The organism is Bacillus sp. V3-13, from assembly GCF_002860165.1.
Lineage (GTDB): Bacteria > Bacillota > Bacilli > Bacillales > Cytobacillaceae > Bacillus_BJ.
In genome coordinates this window covers 19234-37335 of the sequence record NZ_PGUZ01000056.1, presented here as the reverse complement: position 1 = coordinate 37335, position 18102 = coordinate 19234, and the positions used below count along the sequence as shown (strand labels likewise).

Genomic DNA, 18102 nt, shown 5'->3' with positions numbered 1-18102 from the left:
CGTAAATTTAATAATTAGGAAAAACGTCAACGGCGAGGAGGAATACTTTGAAAATCACTCTAACAGGTGGAACGGGATTTGTAGGCAAAGCACTATCGGATGAGCTTTTAAAAGAAGGGCATAAAATTGTCATTCTTACACGCAATGTTGAAGGAAAAACGAATAAAGAAAACATTAAGTATGTGCAATGGCTCAATGAAGGTGATCACCCGGAAACAGAGATGGAAGGAACGCAAATGATTATAAATCTGGCCGGGGAATCGCTGGGCGCCGGCCGTTGGACAGTTGAACAAAAACAGCGCATTATGAATAGCCGTCTGGAAGCAACTGCCGGGGTTTTAAATATAATCAGCAAGATGGACAAAAAACCACAAGTATTAATTAATGCGAGTGCTGTTGGATTTTACGGTGCTTCTGAATCAAAAACCTTTACCGAAAAAGAAACAGAGCCGGGGAACGATTTTTTGGCGAAAACGGTGGAACAGTGGGAGGAAACAGCTGCACAGGCTCGCAAACAATACGGGATTCGTACGGTTTTTTGCCGGTTTGGAATCATTTTGGACAAACATGAAGGATCTCTGCCAAGGATGATACTTCCGTATCGGCTCTTTGTTGGAGGAACAATTGGATCGGGAAGGCAATGGGTTTCGTGGATACATATCCGCGATGCCGTCAGAGCGATTGTATTCGCCATTAAAAACGAACAACTCGAGGGACCAATCAATGTCACGGCCCCTCATCCGGTCACTATGAAGGAGTTCGGTGAAACAATCTCTTCTGTCATAAAGCGTCCGCACTGGATGCCGGTTCCGGCGTTCGCTCTGAAAATGCTGCTGGGAGAAATGAGCACGCTTGTTTTGGAAGGGCAAAAGGTGTTGCCAGGTAAGCTTGAAGCAAGCGGTTTCAGCTTTGAATATCCAAAATTACGTGGAGCATTGGCCGATATTCTTCAATAAGTATGTTTTAAACTGGTTTCGGAAAATATAGGAACAGAAGCAAATTTTATCGAAAGGGGTTTATGATGGAGAAGAAAAAGCGGGATAAAATGAAGAATACACTTTCAAGCGCTCAAGAAATTACCTATTCGAGAGAATTCAAGCTGGCTGATCAGGCAGGCGGCTTTTCCGGAAAAAAATCACGCCATTAAAGATTTTCCATTTATATTCCCCTTTCCAAACTCACAACCTAAAGTTAGGAAAACAAATGTTTTCCTGATGTTCCAGATTGAAAGGGGATATGATCATGGGTCGTGCTAACGAGCGTAAACAAAGGGAACAAGCTGCACTTTCACCAATTCCATCGGACGGGATCGATGTAGAGTTTTCAAGAGAATTAGCCGATCATGAAGATCTGGAAGCACAAGCACGCGCGAAAGCCGCAGACGAGCGTGCAAGAAAGAGAAGCGGAGAATAGCAAAGAAGCAGGAGAATGATCTCTCCTGCTCCCTTCCTTATTACGAGTTATTGGGCTGCCGTATTTTTTCCGGCCCCACCAGTTTTCTTAGTAAAGCGCTCTTTCAAATATGGGATTGCAAACCGGTCAACACCCCAGTAATAAGAACCGCTGCCCGCAAAGAGGAGTATAAAGGCTACTGTATAAAGAACTGGATTGGTACTTGTTGTTCCAGCCAGCATGAAGTTCAAGTTCATAAATGCTCCCGCAATTAAAGCTGGGATAGTCGCTGCACCGAGAATAAGTCCAAGTCCAACTAAAACTTCTCCCCATGCTACAAGGAAGCTGAATAATTCAGAATTTGGAAGAGCTACACTTTCAAGAAAGCTTGCATACCATCCTGCAACCGCCGGATGTTCGCCACCAGCCTTTGCAATTGCCCCTTGCATAAATCCGCCTGCATCAAATCCATCTGCTACTTTGTGCCAACCTGCTTCTATCCATTGGATGCCTAACCAAATCCGAATAATTGTCCAGGCTACCGCTGCTTGAGGAGTTTTCCACCATTTCATGATTACCAGCTCCTAAAATTTTTATTTGTGAAATTTTTCACAAAATATTCAAAAAATCTTATGCTATTAATGCGTTTTTAAAGCCGGCCAGCTTTTTATGAAGGAGAATGGGCAATTTATATCACCGATTCTCTTTACACTTATAATATACTCGGTAACGTTCCAGCCGGCAATGCACTTCACATTTCTTTCACAAAAAAGAATCCAGTATTTGTCTTAACTGTGAACACCCTATTTCTTAATCTTTGGGTGTGGGGACAAAAAATCCCTTGCCATTTTTATTTTGTGGACAAGTTCTGTTTATAACCTTGTGGATATTGTTGATAAACCTGTGGAAAGTTAGCAAATTAACATTTTGCTTGGGGATAAAAAGTGTATAGCGTGTTTCCATCTATAATGAAAACACAGGAAGTGTTATTAACAGAACATAAATTAAGTCATAAACATAAAGAAAACCCGCGTTCAAAAACGCGGGGATTAAAAATAAGAATTATAAATAATATCAATGTGATGCTTTAACATACTTTTGTTCGAATTCTTCGTCGGATTTAACTAAATATATAATTCCTTCGATTAGACCAATAATTCCCGGTATTCCCGTCCAGGAGAAAACAAGATAAAGAATTCCCATTCCAATCTTACCGAGATAGAACTTATGCGCACCAAAACTGCCTAATAGAATACCTAAAACACCGGCAACAACTTTGCTTTTCATTTTTTTCACCTCCCCTTTTAGAAAATCTTACCTTGCCTAAACCTCTATGTAAAGAGGAAAAATCCCCATCATCATTAAAACCACAGTTCTCGCAGTTTAGAAATGAGAAAGCACCTGGTTCCATGCTTCGGACGCAGGTGCCTTTACTTTTTATAAGTTTGAGTGTAACAAAGATAATACATTTCTTAATTCTGAAACAGCGACCTGGCCGGGTGCTGAGGCTTTCTTTGCTGCTCCAAAAGTCATTGCCGAGCCAAAAACTTCGCCTGTCAATCGGCTGATCATACCTTTTCCGGCCATCGACATCGTAATGATCGGACGGTCTGCATACTTTTCTGCCATTGTATAGGTTGCGTCAAGTAAAACAATTACATCAGCAGGACTGGTTGGCATCACCGCAATTTTAGGCAGGTCACCACCCAATTGCTGAGCTTTGCGCAGCCTCGAAATAATTTCTTCTTTTGGCGGTGTCTTATCAAAGTCATGATTGGAAATAATCGTGTACACATTGTTGGCATGGGCCGCATCAATCAGCATTTTGACATCTTTTTCATCATTGAATAGCTCCACATCAATAATGTCAACGAGGCCTGTTTCGACAACTGCCTTGTTTAAAGCCTGGTAAAAAGCTGCACTGACCTCTTTTTCACCGCCTTCTTTAGCACTGCGAAATGTGAATATGAGCGGCGTGTCCGGTAGAATGGCACGAATTTCTTTAAGTGCGGATTTCACTTTATCAATATCTTCCACGTCTTCAAAAAAGTCGGCCCGCCATTCAACTACATCCAAATCAAGCGTTAAGAGTGATTCGGCTTCTTCCGTTAATTGCGATAACGTTTCGCCCACCATCGGGACACAGACTTTTGGAACACCTTCCCCGATTGTGATTCCTTTGACGGTTACTGTTTTTTTCATATTTCCATTCCCTTCACTGCGTTAACTCGTTAACATATAGGGCAGGCACGGTTTTTTACTCTCATCTTATTCTGCGTCCAGAGAAAAATTAGAAAATATCCTGTAAATCAATATTTAATCCGTTGAGCACTTTTGATTTAATTTTGCCTGACTGTGCTTTAATGTCATATTGTTCATACATATCTTCAGCATTCAGAATATAAACCGTTATCACATTCAGTATGGGATTTACAATCCAATACTCTTTCACACCATATTCCATATAAATGTTTAGTTTTGTAACCAAATCATGAGACTGATTAGAGGGACTCAGTATCTCAACGATTAGAGTTGGAACGCCGATATATCTGGCATCAGTAAAACCAGTTTTATCATAAATAATACTTAAATCCGGGATGACAATCTTAGTTCCTTCAATCCCATCTTTTTTTAATTCAATGTTGTAAGGTGCAGCAAACACTTCGCACAGATTCCCTTGAAGGAATATTCCGAATTTAGTTTGAAGCTTGCTTGACACTCTTTGATGTTTTGTCGATGGAGATGGCGACATAAAAACATTACCGTCTATATATTCCAATATGTCTTCGCTATTTTCCCTCATTTTAAAGTACTCCTCTAATGTAACAAAGGAATCTCCGGGTAGAGCCATTATGTTCACTCCCCTACTTAAACTTATTATTTCCATTTTACCATTTTTCGTATTGATGTGTGCCTATCTATCGCGAGCAACTTAATTTTAATAAGGCTGTGTTAAAGATCTATGTTGATATTTGTCCTTCTGTGCAATAGTTGTTATAATTCAGTTAATTAACACGAACGTATGTACGGGATGTTTTTCCATGAGTGCCAAAGGTTTCCGTAATTTACTTCAATACGTTTCTGCGTAGACAAGCCACACCAAGATCGAATCTATTATGAAAGATATGCTTATTTTCGCATGCCTTTTTCCTGTGGAAGAAACATATGATAGTCTCAGAAAGTCAAAGTTTATTATAGGATAGGTGTAGAAATGAAGTTTTGTACCATATCTTCAACATAAAAAAAGACATTCTTGAAAAGAACGTCTACTATTAATTGCTTAATTCATTACTGGTTAATTTTTCTTTATTAACAATATCCTTTACAACATCTTCAAGGGTTACATTTCCCAAAGTTTTCTCCAATGCTAATTGAGCAGCTGTAAATAATGGACCTACTGTATCTTGGATATTCCTTCCCACAGTGCAAGCTGGATTTGGATCTTCATGTACACTAAACAATTCTTTCTCTTGTACAACATTAACCGCCTTATATATGTCCAGTAATGTAATGTCAGATAAATCCCTAGCTAGTTTAGCTCCCGCAATACCAGGATGTACTTCTACTAACCCTGCTTTTTTAAGCATCCCCATAATTTTTCTTATCACGGCAGGATTCGTGTTTACACTACCTGCTAAAAATTCTGATGAGCTTATCCCCTCTTTATTTATTTCAATAAGAGCTAATATATGAATTCCAACGGCAAATCGACTACTTATAAACAATTTTCAGTCACCTTCCTTATGTTTATAACAAAATACCTCCACGTTGTATCATGTAATTAATTCAATTACAAATGTATTATACCTTAAAATAAAGAACAAAATTAAAAAAGGTTTTTTGAATTTGTTGACAAAAAAACATAAAGTAACTATCATGATTACAGGTAATCAAATTTATTACAACTTAATAAGAAAGATTTTAACAAAACATATATTGGAGGAATAGAAAATGAAAATGTTAGTGACAGGTGCAACAGGAAAATTAGGAACGAAAGTTGTAGAGACATTATTGAAAACTGTACCAGCAAGTCAATTAGTTGTTAGTGTTCGAAATCCAGAGAAGGCAGAAGGATTTCGGTCTCGTGGCGTAGAAGTTCGGCACGGAGATTTTGACCGTCCCGAAACATTGGTTTCAGCTTTTGAAGGTATCGATCGCTTATTAATTATTTCTGCGGATGGAGACAACGAAACAAGAATCCGACAACACACAGATGCAGTAGCTGCGGCAGAGCGTGCTCAAGTTAAATTTATTGCTTATACCAGTTTAGGGAATGCAAGTGAAAGCACAATGTTCCTTGCCCCACCACACGTTGCTACGGAAGAAGCCATTTTGAAAACAGGCATTCCTTACTCCTTCTTACGCAACAACTGGTACCTGGAGAACGAAATTTCGAGCATTCAGGGTGTCCTGGCAGGAGCCCCTTGGGTAACATCTGCAGGTTCTGGCAAGGTAGGTTGGGCACTACAACAAGATTATGCAGAAGCAGCAGCAGCTGTACTTTCTGGCAACGGTCACGAAAATACAATCTACGAACTTTCTGGTAAGCTAATGACTCAGGAAGAACTGGCATCTGCTCTTGGTACTGTATTAGGCAAAGAAGTACCTGTACAACAGGTCGATGATGCCACTTATGCTGAAATTATGAAAGGTGCTGGCGTACCAGATTTCATCGTTCCTATGCTCGTTGACATCCAAAAAGGTATTCGAGACGGAGCATTGGAAATTGCAAGCAATGATTTCGAAAAAGTGCTCGGTCGTCCAGTGACCCTAATTAACAAGGCACTGACCCAAATTGTTCACGAAATCTCTCAAACAAAATAAGAATAAAGCATAGCTAATCAGTTTCAAGATACAAAAATACCATTAGCGTAAACACTAATGGTATTTTTGTATTTATTTATAAAAGAGCGGAGCAATAGTTTAGTAACCAAATATAATTTTAAAATCAACTCAATTATTTAACAGAGCCTTTAATAAAAGGACGATGGTTGATGCAGGAAAACAACGTTCAACATACCAGGGGTCAGGCACCGTATTTTCTGCATACCTGGTTGACCCTGTTGGACTTGGTTTTGGTCTTATTCAGAAAAAGTAATTGATAACAAATATATTTTCAAAAAGCCGCATTTTTCAATGAAGAATGCGGCTTAAACCAAATATTCCATTCTATTGCCCCCATTTAAGAAACATCGTTAAAGTACAACATTGTGAGCCTTGAGCCTGAGCGTGAATTGTTAATAAAACACCTGTTGGGGTATAAGTAGTTGTTACTGGTGTAGTCGTTCCTATCGATTTTATCAAACGATCTACTTCCATCTGATTTCCAACCTGAGCTGCTGCCATTAAACTATGAGCAAATTTTCGGTCAGCCAATTTTTTAAGTATAACACTGGCCTCATTGGCAATTTTCTGAAACGCAGTTACTGAATGAGCGAAAGTAGTAACATCAACTGGAGGGAACGCATACTGTTGACGGTTCATAAGGTGAGGATACAGTGGATCATATTCGAAGTAATACATAAAAAGCCTCCCTATTTGTCATACACTTATTCATACGCATTCTGCCTAATTTTGGTGAGCTGCCGTACTATAGTAAAAAAAGACAATAAACCTTAAATTTCGATCCTCATGCAAGGGCTGACTGGAGCGTGAACGATTGGATGTTAGTCATAAAACAACTACGTTAAAAATCCGCATTTTTCAATCAAGAATGCGGATTTTAATTCCTGGCTCAAGCTTCTTCATTTTGTCTGACTAAAATTTTCCCAACATCTGATTTTCAAAAATCGACCCTAAATTTCGAACAAAAGTGATATATTTAGCGCAGTTGGAGACGTAATCCAACTCCCCCTTTTTTATATATTGTTGATAGCGCTCAGGTTTTGCAACAAACTCCGGGCGCTACCTTTTTGCTTATGTGTTCCTTTTGAGCAAACATTTTCTAGGTAATTGCGATATTATCTGGAAACATACAGCCAGCTGGACAATAAAGTTGCTTCAACCCAAGCATTGAGATAAGTTCGCATTAAGAAAACAGCAACAACTTAGCGGGCGATGATTCGAAGTTTCATTTCGTTTATAATAGGTCAACCAACAACGGTTACCTGGACTTCTTCAACCATTCAATTAGCTCAACATTGCCTCTCCATAAATGCAGATGCTGATCTGCATAAACAATAGCCTCGGATTCATCACCTAACCCATATGTAGCCGGACTGGATCGGGGAAATTTCTTTTTTTGTATTAAATAATCGATGACATATGGGTTATTGTCCTTTGCCTTTTTTAATTGTTTCTTGGCCTTCTGTGATGGGCCGTTTTGCAGGTATTCAATGAGTAACTTGTTGTATAATCCATGTGCTGTTATGTCTTCGTTATATTGTTTTAATAGAGATTCCGCTTTTTGAAGCAAGCCGTTTTCTACATAAGCAACAAATAGTTGGTAGCGAACTCCCTGGTTATCCATATCATTTAATTCCAGAAGTTCCTCATATTGCTCAATCGCTTCTTTAAGCATTCCAATCCCATGTAAAAGCAGTGCATAGTTATATTTTGCCCGCATATATGGACGCGTGTTTACTATGCCCCAAAAATGGCCTTTGTTTTCCTTGAAAAATGCTGGCCCGAGCTCTTTTTCTCCAGCTTCCATGGCCTTTAAGTAAAGCTTCTTCTGTTCTTCGGGGTTTTTTTCATACTCTGCTAAAATATTATAAGCATCCGGACTGTTTGGATATAATTTTAATGCTTTTTCTGCGAGCTGCTTTCGCTTATTTCCTGTCGATTCATAGGCATCAAATAAAAGTTCCTGCGCTTTTTCTTTGTCAGATAATGGTTTCCGCGATGATTGCCGGCTGTTTAACCTTTTATTCATAAAATCGTTCACTTCATCGATCGATTTGAAATTTCGATCAGCCATTTCACGCTCCATGCTTAAAAGCTCCCGTTCCATGGCGATCCTTGACTTCATGAAAGGATTGCCGCTTTCCTCTTCAAAAAAGTAGTCGTCCTCATCGAAATCATCTTCGTCAAAAAGGTCGTCCCCATAAATGTCTTCATAGTCATAATCAGCGTCCTCGATTATGTTCCGCAGATCATCAATTTCATCAGAAAGGATGTCCTCCAAATCTTTATATTTTGCTGAAATACTGCCGCTGGAGACATCAAATGCCTCGGCTAAATCTTTTTGTGAAACCAGCCCTCCGAACAAGAGTAACTGATCAACTAAATAGATGAGCGCTGCTACGTATACACTTGGTTTTTTTATTGTTGGATCTCTTTGCAAACAGTACTTATGCCAAAGAAGTATACCTACATTAATTAGCGTTTCCCCACTCCCACTGTCTTCCATGAATTTTTGGTAGTTTACTGCAACTTCCATATGCTTAGGAGAAAGCCATTCTAAATCTTCGATGGATACATCAGCTGTTCCGAACAAAAAGAGATCAAGCACTTCAAGAAAAAAGGTTTCCATAAAACTGACAGGGTCTGTTTCCCCACTGTTTTCATAAAAAGTTAATACGTCTTCTTCCACTTTCTTTGATTCATCTGCTGGCAAATCAAAAAAAGTAGTGAAAAATATTGATGTTGCCCCGACAGGCAAAATGGTTCCGAGTACCAATCCGCCAATATCCAAGTTTCTTTCCTCTTCGGTTACTTTTACCTTTCGGACCTCTTTCGTGAATATATCTTCTAAGATTACATACTCATTCTCTTCCTGCTGAATGATTGAAACAGACGGTCTTGCACTTTTCCAAGACTGCAAAATATCCTTGATTCTCTGCCTATTAAATTGATCTATATGCCGATCTATATACTCTGCCAATATCGTCTTTTCATTTAACTCAACTGAGGTAGTGAACCACGTGCATGCATAAAAGTGAAACATGTCCATTGCATCATCAGGAATATCAAATTCCTCGTAACGCTGCTCCAAATATTCTTCCATTTCCTCTTGGTAGTTTGTCATGGCGAAACGAATAATATCGAGCTGGATTTCCTGCAGTTCCTGCTCCATAACAAGCTCCAATGATACAACATTGTTCTTTCCACAGCATTTCTTATACTTTTTCCCGCTCCCGCAAGTGCATAAATCATTTCGTCCGATCTTTACCATTACCGCATCATCCTTCAAAATAGTTATTCTATTTTTTATAATAACATAACCTTAATTTCGAATCTCTGTTATGGCTGCCTCGGATTAGCTAGCATGGATTTAAGAATCAATCAATTATGCCATAAAGGGAATTACCGTGACTACTAGGAACGGAAGCAGCAGGAAAAGGTGCAACATCAGGCACGTTATGAAGCGTATATAGCAAAGAATTTAGTGGCAGCTGACTTCAGACCCGTTGAAAATGTATATTTTCTCTTCTATAGTGGAAGGTTAATTATAAACTTCCAAAGAGGAAAGGGGTCCAGTATGGAACAAATGCAAACTCAACAACAACAGCAGCCTGTCATGCAGCAACCACCACAAGTTATTACAACAAAAGACCATCTATATTTGAAAGATCAGTTATCATGGGAGCTCATTGCTATGAAGAAATGCCGCCATTTTGCCAACGAATGCTCCGATCCGGAAATCATCCAAGCCATTGATAAAGCAGGGCAGATGCACCAACGTCATTATGAGCTCTTGTTGAAACATCTGCAAAACAATAATAAGACAGAAATGCAAAAGGTGCATCAGTTACAACAATAATAAGGAGTGTACTTGGAATGATCAAAAATCAAAGCTCAAATACGATTAAGAACCCTAAACCCCCAAATGAGCCTAAAGTCAAAGGTCCCGATATGAACGATCGTGATCGTGTCAATGATATTCTAGCGTTAGAGAAATATTTAACTGACAGCTTTAATATATCTGCGAGAGAAGCAAGCCACCCAAGTCTTCACCAAGACATCATGACAGTGTTGAATGAGACGCATCAATGCCAGTATGAAATGTATGAATTGATGTTTCGCAAGGGCCACTATAAATTGGAGGCTGAGCAGCAGGCTACGCTTGACCAAAGCTATAACCAATTCAGCAACTACTCCTCTCAGTTTCCTTATCCAAGAACGACGTTCCAATAACGAAGCAAGTTGTACAAAGAAAAAGGCACTGTCCGCTGAGGTCAGTACCTTTATTAGGTGGATGGAGACGAACCGCGGCTGTGCTAAAAGGCTATTTTGGTGATTTCCTGCCTCTAAAGTAACGTACATCCAGGAATATTACAATCAAAAGCGAAAACATCCCTAACAAAATAGGGAGAACTACAACTTCTGTCGGGAACGCTTTGCCTTCCAAAACTGCAAAGCACCTTCCCGGTATTCTAAACGTTTCGCTGCGTATTACAAATCTTTCAGGCTGATTGAGCATGCGAGCAGTAACTGATGTACACCCAAATCGCCGCCGAAATCTATTTTTCTTCCGTCTTTAAAGCTTTCGACAGTTCTTTTGTTTCCTTTCTCGGTAACCAAGTAATGAGTATTGAATTGATCTGCAGTCCACTCAACCGCAGCTTTCCCGCATTCATCTCCCAATCCGAGTAAAATGCTGATCTCCACGCGTTCATATTGATCAAAATAGCCCTTCGCTTCGCGTGCCAACAAGTTCGTCCAATTTTCGGCATACTATCACATCTCAAGATTTTACTTTTCCCGTACAAAAAATATATTTTTCAAACAAAATATTGATCAAACACTGGTAACATTTTGGTCACATATTATACAAGACTAGCGGAAATAACAGTTCATTTCAAAATTAACAAAATCCTCAAAAACATTGGTATAAAGACATTTCGGGACACTTTAGTATGTTGCGGGAATTTATACTCTCCACGCTGGCAGCGATAAGGTCAGTCAATCTGCATTAAGTGCACATGGAAAACTATTGCACAATCCTTTATTCAATTAAAGTTCTAATTTTCTAATAACTATTCTACAAAAATATGTGTGGTATAATTCGTATAATATAAAAAATACAATTGTACACGAGGGATAGACAGTGGAGAATCATAACCAGTTAAAGAAAAATATCGGCTTTTTTGTTTCTACTTCGTTGGTCGTTGGTACCGTTATTGGTTCGGGAATTTTCATGAAGCCTGGAGTCGTGTTGTCCTCAACCGGCGATTCCACCTTGGCCCTTTTGGCCTGGTTTATAGGCGGTATCATTACCTTGGCAAGTGGATTAACGATTGCGGAAGTTAGTGTTAAAATCCCCAGAACAGGCGGATTATTTGCTTATCTTGAAGAAGTGTATGGGAAGCTTTGGGGATTTTTATGCGGTTGGGTCCAGACGCTCGTATACGGTCCGGCACTCATGGGCGCGCTTGGTTTGTACTTTGGTGTACTCGCTGCCAATTTCTTCGGATTTTCAGAAAGCCGCGCAACACTCATAGGCATTATCGCTGTTGTATTTCTTGGTATTATTAATTTGCTGGGAACTCAGTATGGTGGCTTTATCCAGGCGCTTTCAACGGTCGCAAAGCTAATTCCTGTTATTCTTATCGCTGTTTTCGGTATTGCGCAGGGCGAAGTAACCATCTTTAATATGGACAGCGGCGCTGCTGGTACGATTAATATGGGGGCGGCCATTCTGGCAACCCTTTGGGCATATGATGGTTGGATGAATGTAGGGTTTATTGCCGGAGAAATGAAAAATCCTGCTAAAACACTTCCAAGAGCGATCATTGGCGGGATTTTGATTGTTATGATAGCTTACTTATCGATCAATATTGCAATGCTGCATGTTTTGCCTGCATCAGAAATTGTGAAGCTTGGGCCAAACGCTGCAAATGAAGCTGCGACGATCCTGTTCGGTGATCTAGGCGGCAAGCTGATTGCGATTGGAATTCTCATTTCGATTTTTGGCTGTTTAAATGGAAAGATCCTGACTTTTCCCAGAATACCTTTTGCCATGGCTGAAAGCGGGTTATTTCCAGGTGCTAAATCATTGTCTCAGGTTCATCCGAAATTCAAAACACCTGTCAATGCGACAGTGTTTCAATTGGCCCTTACGGTTTTATTCATGCTGACAGGCAACGCTGACCGACTCTCTAATATTGCCATTTTCACCGTGTTTTTATTTTACGGTTTGGCTTTTTATGCCGTATTCTTGCTCCGTAAAAAAGACAATCGGATTTATCAAGGATACAAGGTGCCTTTATACCCGATCACGCCAATTGTCGCTATCATCGGTGCGGTGTATATTGTTGGAAGCACACTGATTAGCAGTCCAGTAGATTCGCTATTTTCTGTCTGCATTGTATTAATCGGAGTGCCGGTTTATATGATAATCAAGAAAAATGATGACAAATTGAACAGTGTCAAATTAGAAGCGTGAACAAGCGATATTAATAAAGTGCGAGTTTTATAAAGACCGAGACTAATATGTAGCCTCAGTTTCAAAGGGCGCCTCAGCTTGATTAAGCAGGAGACGCCCTTTTTTGAGTCATAAAAAATGTGCTGTACTATATGGCATAATGAATCATAATGAACTTGACGATAGCTGAATAGAAGGATACCATGACCTTAAGACATCTTCTTTTTTTGAATTTTGGTAGTATGTGGTAACCTTCCAATTCCACGATTAAAGGGGTGTCATTCTTATTTTTTAGAAACTTTTCAAAACAAGTCACAAACCGACATTTTTTACGAAGGATTTTTTGCAAGACTCAAGTTAGTTTTTTAGTTTATGCTCTTTTCACGAATAAACTTTGTCTGTTTACTTGTAGCTCATTTGATGTTACTTGGATAATCAATTCCTCAATTGCTGAAATGCTTGCAACAACACAAATTATATACATCAACAAATCTGTATTAATATAGGCAATCAATATTGGAAATATGAATAAAACCAAGCCGGTGATTTTATTTCCGTAAGTGTGAATACTTACAAAGGTTTTATATTTTTTCATGGCTACAACCATCGATGATAATCTGATAATACCAATTGAAATAGCCCAAATAATGATTTCGTTGGCAGGATTTACGATTGGGAAAAGTACAACTAATAATACACCTGCCATCATCATGTCAGCTAAGGAATCAAGCTTTTCACCAAGCCTGCTTGTTGTTCCTGTCTTTCTGGCAATAAATCCATCAATCATATCACTGAATCCACAAGTAATATATATTACGTAAAAGGCTAAGCTTAACGGCTTAATAAAAATCAAAATCATAGATAAAACTATTCTACTAAACGATATCCAATTTGGTATTACTTTCATCTCGTACCTCGCCTTAAATAAGCAATCTTGCTTCACATAATTCTACAATTCCTCCGTATTTCATAAATTGATACTCATTTTTAATTGCTTTAACTTTGTCCTGAATCCGTGACCTGAGACACTGCTATTTCCAAATTTATCCAATATGGAATCTTTAAATTAAAAACGTGTAAATGTTTATTAATTCCCCAAATATCCTTGATTTCAGGCTTGCTCAATAGACCTGCAAGTCCCTATTTTTTACAGGCCTTTCCACATATTCTGTTCTATTGATTTATGAGATTTAACGTATTTAGCTTACCACAAATTAATCACGAAGCAACAAGAGGAGCTTGAAAAGGATATAGCGACATTACCGAAGAAGATCTTTGCCTGTGAAGCAGATGCAAAAAAGGAATGGGAACGGTTTGAGAAGGCCCATAAAAAGAACTTATACAAGCTGGAGGTGCAGTTTAACGAAACGAGAACCGAAAAAAGGCCACGAGGGAATCCGGGGAAAAACCCCAAGCCTGCGCAAGTCAAGGTTACATGGCAGGTATGTGCCAAAGCTGCTGGGATTGACCAGGCCGTGACCTTTGACAACTTCGATTTCAAAACACGAGGATATATGATCAGATTGGAATGCCAATGAACAGGTATTCCCGGGCATCTTATTGTTTTGGATACGATGAAGTGTGCTATATGTACCCAAACAGACTAGGACAAGGTTGGAAATATGTCAACTTGACGCTAACGGTGCCAATAAAAAGCAAACCATTTTTGACTGCTCTTCCCATGGATCCCTGACATAGCTTCCTTTTATACCATACCTTTGGTACATGCTTTCTAACTTTTATATGCAGGATTTTCTTCATATTTCAAAAATTCATTAAGGTATTCCCTTTCAAAAGAGCCTAGACAACTCCATATCTTCCCGATGTTTTCTTCATTCTGTAAAATACTCATCCAGGATACCTGCAATAGCTGACTTATCAAGTCCCGTATACTTAAACCCGGCAATTTTCATCTTTTTTGTAATTATTCCGGATACTCTTTTAAAGTTTTTCTCCCATACTATCATCCTTTTCAACAGTATTGCCGGTATTCAACACGATTTCATTTTATACCATATGCTTCTTCTATGCTTCTGAGGAGTCCGACTATCGAGCATTTTATATTCAATATTATTTTTCCAAAGCTCCTCTAAACATCCAATTCTCTTCTTAAACTTTTTTAAATTCTTTTTTCAATTTTTCCGGTGATAATACAATAATCCCCCCATGCGACTGTACTATTCCTAAAAACGGTATGCCATTTCTTCAATCACTTGATCTATACCCGAAAGACGTTTAACAACCTTTAACTTAATACCGGCCTTTTTACAAAAGTCGTCCAATATAGCAGCCATCGCCTCGCTTCGTACCTGTATTTCTTTGGGAATGCCCTTTTCTAAACACATACCGATTAGCTTATTAAGGGTAACATTGGCATCATCACGAACGCTTCCGTATATTTCAAAATCCAACACCTGCCCGGATTTTTGCTCTGCAAGGATGAAAATTCTGGGAAAGTACGGGCGTTTATCCTTATTCTCCTGTACGGCAGAAGGCATGTAACAGGTATCCGCCTGGAGAGAAACATCTCCCATACTTCCTGCCTTTTTTATCTTTTGAATAAGCACATCATCAGAGATTGTCACAGGGCTGTATGAAACTGTCGGAAAAGCTAATTGTATCTCTTTACAATACCATTCAAGTTTACCGTCCTTCTCTTCACTATACCTTAGAATGGTTTTCCCTTGTTCCATATCCATTCTAAGCTGACCAGTCATCACATTGGTTGCCACAAAAAGTGTTTGTCTAAGAGCATGGGTTAGAAAAATGCATTCTTCTTGATTTATAAACCAAGGATTATATCCCGGTTCAAACCGACGAAACATCGGCCACGCATTTCTGCCCCGAAACGATAATCCCAAAGTCTTTATTTGTTTCCTATCTTCGTTGGCTAGCTGATCTCTGTCTTCAAAAGAGCACATCAGACAGTTCTGAAAGTGTAGTACTTGATGATCGGGTATGGTGTCTGAGTTTTCCATCAAATTATAAAACCCAAAGATACCTTCATCACCAAGATATACACCAAGTGCGTAATGCTCCCCGCCTCTACCCATAATAGAACAATATCCCATCGTCTTGTCCTTTGGGTTTTCAATGCAGATAATGTCAGCATCATACAGCCAATTCCATGGTTGTGCCAGTTTAAAATTTGACGCTGCTTGGTATAGCTCTTTTAATTGTTCATCAGTTGGTTTATTGTCTTTTCGCATGTATCACGTCACTCCTATTATCTTGAGGTTCTTCCTTGCTGCAATCAACTGCTGTGTTCTCTCATCTGAGTCACTCTTCATCATGCTATGGCAGACAACACTTTTTGTACTTTTTACCACTCCCGCATGGACATGGATGGTTTAATTCCTGAATCCGTGACCTGAGAGACTATAAGTTCCATCCCACTACATCGTTCATTCTTTCAAGAGATACAACGTTGTTAATAACCCATATTTCATAATACATGTTTACTCATACCATAACTTATAGCAATACATATTTCAATCTCATTTATTTGCTCTTTATTCCTACAATTATCACTATCAGCATTAAATTCACAAAATCTCGCAGACTGCTTAAATACTAGGATTTCAACTAATTTATCTTTTGTATTCTTACCACACACTCCACATGCCTTGAGCGCATGAAAAAGATAACTTATGTTAAAATAACATTGTTTGCCGACAAAAAAACTGGTCACCCTGATAATGACCAATGCCCAGCTTCCATCTGTGTATTTATTTTTGGCTTCTTATTTTTTAATTTCTTTTGAACGAGTTCCTCTATCAATATATTCACCATAAATCCCTAAATTCCAAACTTAACTGACATTTAAACTACTGAGCAATCATATGTAAATATCTTTTAGCCTCATAATATTGTTTCATTGCATCATGAATACAGTCGAGAAACTTTATAGTTTGGTCCTTTATTTTTTTAAATCCTCAATAGAATAATTACGTCCGCATTCTACAAACGAAGTTGTCCCTTGCGCTAATTCATTACCTTTATTTTTTACATCTTCTAGTACGACACCAACTCAGCATAAATAGTACCTGAATCCGTGACCTGTGACACTATAAGTTCCAAGTTTATCTAAGATGGAATCCTTGATGCCAACGTGATCAGTTTCCTAATTTGCAGGTTCCTCCGCTACTGGCTTCCCCGTTTCAATTAATACTTTGTTTCGACCTAAGAAAATGGCGAGTATAAGAATCAGTAACCCAGTTCCGATAAGTAGCCATTCAATTCTGATCACATCTGCAATTGGACCGAAAATGAGCATACCGAGGGGCATCATCGAAGTAGAGATCATCCCAAACACTCCAAAAATTCTGCCTAAATAGTTTTCATCTACTTTCTCCTGCACTAAAACCGTTGTTGGGGTATTAAAAATTGGTATCGCAACTCCGAATACAGCCATGAAAATTAAGTAAACCCAAAAGACAGGAACCACCCCCAGTGCAAACGTACAAACTCCCATTAAAAGACTTGCAAATGTCATCGTATGAATTTTGTTTTGAAAGCCTCCCCAAGAGGCGATAATTCCTCCGCCTGCCATCATGCCAATCGAAAAAGCGATTTCGATAGCTGTTAACCGCCAAACATCATCGCCGAACGTGCGTGTAACCTGCAGTGGCGTTAAAAATGCAGCAGGCGCCATCAAGACAAAGAAAAAAGCGAAAAAAAGGAAGAATCTTTTTAGAAAATCGCTTTCGTTAATGTATTTTAAGCCCAGCTTAAGGTCACTGAAATAGCTAAATGTTTGCTTTTCGTTTGCCTTCTTATGGATCGGTATATTAAAAAAGACAAAGAGCGTCACGATTGCGATTGCAGCGGTAATAACATCAATAAAGAAGATCGCTTCTATTGATGCCATTGACAATAAGGCTGCACTAACCAGGGGTGACACGAACATGATGATTGCTTGAATACTTCCGTTTATACCGTTTACCCTTGTCAGCTGATCCTTCGGCACTATTTGCGGCAAAATAGCACTGACAGCCGGGAATTGAATTCCTGTCCCGATTGCGCGAATCGCCGCCATAACAAAGAGCAGCCAAATCGCATCATAGCCCATTAAGAATACAATTGCGAGTATCAGTGTTGCAATCGCAATCAGTGCATCTGACAAAATAATCAGCATTTTCCGGTTGTAGCGATCCGCCCATACCCCTGCCATCGGAGATAAAATGAAAGTAGGGATGAAACCGCAAATGATGTATAAAGTCATCATCACACCCGACTCTGTAGTAAGCGTTATATACCACATGATCGCGTATTGAACTAAGGACGAACCGAAAAGAGATATCGTCTGACTGCTTAAAAAGAGAACAATATTCTTTTTCCAACTACTTGTCGATTGCTCAGTTGTTGTGTCCATTGAGATCACTGCCTTTTCTAAATTCCAG

The 18102-nt window shown here is 39.1% G+C and carries 19 protein-coding genes; 7 read left to right on the top strand and 12 right to left on the bottom strand.

All coding sequences use genetic code 11. The features are described 5' to 3' along the window. Positions 1-47: 47 nt before the first annotated feature. The 3 genes from CU633_RS18130 (at position 48) to CU633_RS18120 (ending at position 1413) form a co-directional block, all read left to right on the top strand. The gene (locus CU633_RS18130; RefSeq protein ID WP_101661980.1) at positions 48-956 is read left to right on the top strand and encodes a TIGR01777 family oxidoreductase; all 909 of its coding nucleotides are present in this window, start codon (positions 48-50) and stop codon (positions 954-956) included. 62 nt (positions 957-1018) lie between these two features. Then, positions 1019-1147 (top strand): YfhE family protein, encoded by a 129-nt coding sequence (locus CU633_RS18125; RefSeq protein ID WP_101661979.1) that lies wholly within the window; start codon positions 1019-1021, stop codon positions 1145-1147. Positions 1148-1242: 95 nt separating this feature from the next. Next, a complete protein-coding gene (locus CU633_RS18120; RefSeq protein ID WP_101661978.1) occupies positions 1243-1413 on the top strand; it encodes a YfhD family protein in 171 nt (56 codons plus the stop codon). 47 nt (positions 1414-1460) lie between these two features. Here CU633_RS18120 and CU633_RS18115 read toward each other — a convergent pair whose 3' ends face one another. The 5 genes from CU633_RS18115 to CU633_RS18095 all read right to left on the bottom strand — a co-directional run bounded on the left by CU633_RS18115 (position 1461) and on the right by CU633_RS18095 (position 5117). Next, positions 1461-1964, bottom strand: coding sequence for a DoxX family protein (locus tag CU633_RS18115; protein WP_101661977.1), 504 nt, complete (start codon positions 1962-1964; stop codon positions 1461-1463). A 502-nt stretch (positions 1965-2466) separates the two neighbouring features. After that, complete coding sequence (locus CU633_RS18110; RefSeq protein WP_101661976.1) at positions 2467-2679, bottom strand: TM2 domain-containing protein; 213 nt, start codon at positions 2677-2679, stop codon at positions 2467-2469. A 150-nt stretch (positions 2680-2829) separates the two neighbouring features. Next, positions 2830-3594 carry a type I 3-dehydroquinate dehydratase gene (gene aroD / locus CU633_RS18105; protein WP_101661975.1) on the bottom strand — a complete coding sequence of 255 codons (765 nt, stop codon included), beginning with the start codon at positions 3592-3594 and terminating at the stop codon, positions 2830-2832. Between the two features lie 88 nt (positions 3595-3682). Then, positions 3683-4243, bottom strand: a complete 561-nt coding sequence (locus CU633_RS18100; RefSeq protein WP_101661974.1) for a Uma2 family endonuclease — start codon at positions 4241-4243, stop codon at positions 3683-3685. A 421-nt stretch (positions 4244-4664) separates the two neighbouring features. Further along, positions 4665-5117: an Rrf2 family transcriptional regulator gene (locus CU633_RS18095; RefSeq protein ID WP_101661973.1), complete on the bottom strand. Its 453-nt coding sequence runs from the start codon at positions 5115-5117 to the stop codon at positions 4665-4667. A gap of 226 nt (positions 5118-5343) precedes the next feature. On the opposite strand from CU633_RS18095, the gene CU633_RS18090 reads away from it, so the two are divergent. Beyond that, positions 5344-6216: an SDR family oxidoreductase gene (locus CU633_RS18090; RefSeq protein ID WP_101661972.1), complete on the top strand. Its 873-nt coding sequence runs from the start codon at positions 5344-5346 to the stop codon at positions 6214-6216. A 345-nt stretch (positions 6217-6561) separates the two neighbouring features. Here the strand turns inward: CU633_RS18090 and CU633_RS18085 are convergent, their stop codons facing one another. Further along, entirely contained in the window at positions 6562-6915 is a 354-nt protein-coding gene (locus CU633_RS18085) for a hypothetical protein (protein ID WP_101661971.1), read from the bottom strand. Between the two features lie 580 nt (positions 6916-7495). Further along, complete coding sequence (locus tag CU633_RS18080) at positions 7496-9508, bottom strand: tetratricopeptide repeat protein (RefSeq protein ID WP_101661970.1); 2013 nt, start codon at positions 9506-9508, stop codon at positions 7496-7498. 306 nt (positions 9509-9814) lie between these two features. On the opposite strand from CU633_RS18080, the gene CU633_RS18075 reads away from it, so the two are divergent. Together CU633_RS18075 and CU633_RS18070 are read left to right on the top strand one after the other, a co-directional pair. Further along, positions 9815-10096 (top strand): hypothetical protein, encoded by a 282-nt coding sequence (locus CU633_RS18075; RefSeq protein ID WP_101662009.1) that lies wholly within the window; start codon positions 9815-9817, stop codon positions 10094-10096. 17 nt (positions 10097-10113) lie between these two features. Continuing rightward, a complete protein-coding gene (locus tag CU633_RS18070; RefSeq protein ID WP_101661969.1) occupies positions 10114-10470 on the top strand; it encodes a spore coat protein in 357 nt (118 codons plus the stop codon). Positions 10471-10728: 258 nt separating this feature from the next. Here the strand turns inward: CU633_RS18070 and CU633_RS18065 are convergent, their stop codons facing one another. Continuing rightward, positions 10729-10986, bottom strand: coding sequence for a hypothetical protein (locus tag CU633_RS18065; protein ID WP_101661968.1), 258 nt, complete (start codon positions 10984-10986; stop codon positions 10729-10731). Positions 10987-11383: 397 nt separating this feature from the next. Between CU633_RS18065 and CU633_RS18060 the strand changes: the two genes are divergently transcribed. After that, positions 11384-12721, top strand: a complete 1338-nt coding sequence (locus CU633_RS18060) for an APC family permease (RefSeq protein WP_101661967.1) — start codon at positions 11384-11386, stop codon at positions 12719-12721. A 349-nt stretch (positions 12722-13070) separates the two neighbouring features. Here the strand turns inward: CU633_RS18060 and CU633_RS18055 are convergent, their stop codons facing one another. The 4 genes from CU633_RS18055 to CU633_RS18030 form a co-directional block, all read right to left on the bottom strand. After that, positions 13071-13607 carry a CDP-alcohol phosphatidyltransferase family protein gene (locus CU633_RS18055; RefSeq protein ID WP_101661966.1) on the bottom strand — a complete coding sequence of 179 codons (537 nt, stop codon included), beginning with the start codon at positions 13605-13607 and terminating at the stop codon, positions 13071-13073. Between the two features lie 1276 nt (positions 13608-14883). Further along, the gene (locus CU633_RS18045) at positions 14884-15909 is read right to left on the bottom strand and encodes a DUF7309 domain-containing protein (protein ID WP_101661964.1); all 1026 of its coding nucleotides are present in this window, start codon (positions 15907-15909) and stop codon (positions 14884-14886) included. Positions 15910-15994: 85 nt separating this feature from the next. Next, the gene (locus tag CU633_RS23685) at positions 15995-16063 is read right to left on the bottom strand and encodes an SEC-C metal-binding domain-containing protein (RefSeq protein ID WP_101662008.1); all 69 of its coding nucleotides are present in this window, start codon (positions 16061-16063) and stop codon (positions 15995-15997) included. Between the two features lie 760 nt (positions 16064-16823). After that, on the bottom strand, positions 16824-18074 hold the full coding sequence (locus tag CU633_RS18030) for an MFS transporter (RefSeq protein ID WP_101662007.1): 1251 nt from the start codon (positions 18072-18074) through the stop codon (positions 16824-16826). Positions 18075-18102 lie beyond the last annotated feature (28 nt).

Excerpts from the sequence above, each read along its gene's own strand:
- aroD (WP_101661975.1), bottom strand. The coding sequence starts at position 3,594 with ATGAAAAAAACAGTAACCGTCAAAGGAATCACAATCGGGGAAGGTGTT.
- CU633_RS18100 (WP_101661974.1), bottom strand. The coding sequence starts at position 4,243 with ATGGCTCTACCCGGAGATTCCTTTGTTACATTAGAGGAGTACTTTAAA.
- CU633_RS18070 (WP_101661969.1), top strand. The coding sequence starts at position 10,114 with ATGATCAAAAATCAAAGCTCAAATACGATTAAGAACCCTAAACCCCCA.
- CU633_RS18110 (WP_101661976.1), bottom strand. The coding sequence starts at position 2,679 with ATGAAAAGCAAAGTTGTTGCCGGTGTTTTAGGTATTCTATTAGGCAGT.
- CU633_RS18085 (WP_101661971.1), bottom strand. The coding sequence starts at position 6,915 with ATGTATTACTTCGAATATGATCCACTGTATCCTCACCTTATGAACCGT.
- CU633_RS18090 (WP_101661972.1), top strand. The coding sequence starts at position 5,344 with ATGAAAATGTTAGTGACAGGTGCAACAGGAAAATTAGGAACGAAAGTT.
- CU633_RS18080 (WP_101661970.1), bottom strand. The coding sequence starts at position 9,508 with ATGGTAAAGATCGGACGAAATGATTTATGCACTTGCGGGAGCGGGAAA.
- CU633_RS18125 (WP_101661979.1), top strand. The coding sequence starts at position 1,019 with ATGATGGAGAAGAAAAAGCGGGATAAAATGAAGAATACACTTTCAAGC.
- CU633_RS18045 (WP_101661964.1), bottom strand. The coding sequence starts at position 15,909 with ATGCGAAAAGACAATAAACCAACTGATGAACAATTAAAAGAGCTATAC.
- CU633_RS18030 (WP_101662007.1), bottom strand. The coding sequence starts at position 18,074 with ATGGACACAACAACTGAGCAATCGACAAGTAGTTGGAAAAAGAATATT.
- CU633_RS18075 (WP_101662009.1), top strand. The coding sequence starts at position 9,815 with ATGGAACAAATGCAAACTCAACAACAACAGCAGCCTGTCATGCAGCAA.
- CU633_RS18120 (WP_101661978.1), top strand. The coding sequence starts at position 1,243 with ATGGGTCGTGCTAACGAGCGTAAACAAAGGGAACAAGCTGCACTTTCA.
- CU633_RS18115 (WP_101661977.1), bottom strand. The coding sequence starts at position 1,964 with ATGAAATGGTGGAAAACTCCTCAAGCAGCGGTAGCCTGGACAATTATT.
- CU633_RS18055 (WP_101661966.1), bottom strand. The coding sequence starts at position 13,607 with ATGAAAGTAATACCAAATTGGATATCGTTTAGTAGAATAGTTTTATCT.